Annotated in this window: 1 protein-coding gene; it reads right to left on the reverse strand. The window is 43.8% G+C overall.

Features of this window, described 5'->3' with window-relative positions:
• Nucleotides 1-68: 68 nt before the first annotated feature.
• Entirely contained in the window at nt 69-1745 is a 1677-nt protein-coding gene (locus DXA36_RS30130; protein ID WP_182479327.1) for an IS1634 family transposase, read from the reverse strand.
• Nucleotides 1746-1899: the final 154 nt, after the last annotated feature.

Consider the following 1899-nt stretch of genomic DNA (forward strand, 5'->3'; position numbering starts at 1 on the left):
TGATTGAAAAATAAAAGCTGTTGCGGTGAATGTGAAACCCGCAACAGCTTTTTAAGTGTGAGCGATATTCAAATTTTCTGGTTTAATATTGTCTTTATCTGGCTTTCCGTCAGGAAGTAATTCATCAGAGGGAGCTTTAGCCTTTCGGACAGTTCGTTGATGATGTCACTGGAGGTGGCTGTATTTATATATTTGGTTTCTGCCTTAGTGACCTTGAAATCTTTCATGAAACGAAAAATCTCAGATGTGGAATATCGGTTCTCCAGCACCTTGAACTGGAAGATGCGTTCCAGAAGCACAGCAAGGTAGCAGATTAAGAAATGTCCTTTTATTGTGCTTTCCTTCTGGCAGAATGCCGGTCTTGCGTCCAGATCAGATTTCATGATCTTGAAGGATTCCTCGATCCTCCAAAGATTATGGTATGTGTTGTAGATATCCCGGTCAGCCATCTCGACCTCCGAGGTCACTAACAGGTTGTAGCCGGCAAACGCCAAGTCTTTATCGATAGCATCCTGCCTGATATGCATCTCTGCTTTTTTTCCATCTTTATCCTTGAAGTCTACATATTTCCCGGATTCCCCGTATTCGGACCTCTTTGCCCTGGAAGCGGTCAGTGAGCGGGCTTTTTCAACCAGCCGGTTAATCTCATATCTCTTTTTTGAGGCAAGGGAAGGATTATATGTAAGCAGGCGTTTCTCGCTAAGCTTCACTAGGAATTCCTTTCCTTCGTGTTCCACTTGGTAAGGAAAACTGTCAACGCAGGATTTATAGCGGTACAGAAGCTTTCCCTTTTTGTCTTTCACATCCCTCCAGCCTTCCTCCAAAAGTACCCATGTCTTTTCTGTTTCAGGAAGTCCTTTCACAGACTTGGAAAAAAGGTAGCCATCCCCGTTCTTCTTTGAGGATGCGATATTCTGGGCACAGTTGAGGCCCTTATCAGCGACATGGATGGTCTTCCCGGTGACATTGTTCTGTGATTTCAGGCTGCCTATCACGTCCCGCAGGACAGGCTTTTCAGATTCGTTTCCGGGGTACATCCTCATGCCGATTGGGATCTGGTTGCTGTCAAGCAAAAGGCCAAGGCCGACGATCGGCTCTTTCTTCCCCTCTTTGCTTGGCCCTTTCTTCCGGAAGTCATCTTCCCGGTCAATCTCGAAGTAAAAGTTTGTACAGTCGAAATAGGTTTTGGAAGTATCCAGACCATAAACTTTCCTTGTTTGTACCGTGAATATCTCAACGAATTTCATGTAATCGTTGCCGATAAAAGACAGGCCATCCATAAGTTGGTCATAGGAGTAATGAACCGTGTCATAGAGATTTGGCAGTACCTCATGGAAGGTCCGGTGCTTGCTGCAGGGATTGACCGTCCTGGCATAGATGAGGGATGAAAGCAGCTCGTAAAGATCAAACTGGAAGTCATGTGTAAGTTGGAAATAGTCCACATATTTCTTGATGTGTAGTTTTTCAAGAATAGACTTGCAAGGAAAATACCCGAGATAGAGGACAGGAGAGACATCAGAGATTTTCCTGGAATTCATCTGGGAGCGTTCCTGGTTTAAGGAATCAACCTCCTTTTGGAAATGGGAGATTGGATCATGGATGCCCCTGGCCATCCATGTTTCGACTGAACCGAGGGACATGTAGCATCGGTGTGCAGTACCTTTCTTTTCATGGCTGTAGAAACTCTCATCAATGGAGAGATAGGTACGGCCTTTGAGCTTTGTTTTTTTGAGATAGAATGCCATAAATTTATCCTCCGAAATATAACGCCACTAACGCCATTATTGTAACACAGAAAAATAAATTTTGCAAGTGTTAGAAGCAATAAAAAAAGCCTTATTTCAAGGCGTTTGTGAGGAATATATGTTGTTTTTGCTCCCAAAGAATATGGTGTTAACT

This window comes from Eisenbergiella sp. OF01-20 (assembly GCF_003478085.1).
Lineage (GTDB): Bacteria > Bacillota > Clostridia > Lachnospirales > Lachnospiraceae > Eisenbergiella.

Coding starts and splice junctions, on each gene's coding strand:
- DXA36_RS30130 (WP_182479327.1), bottom strand. CDS start 1,745: ATGGCATTCTATCTCAAAAAAACAAAGCTCAAAGGCCGTACCTATCTC.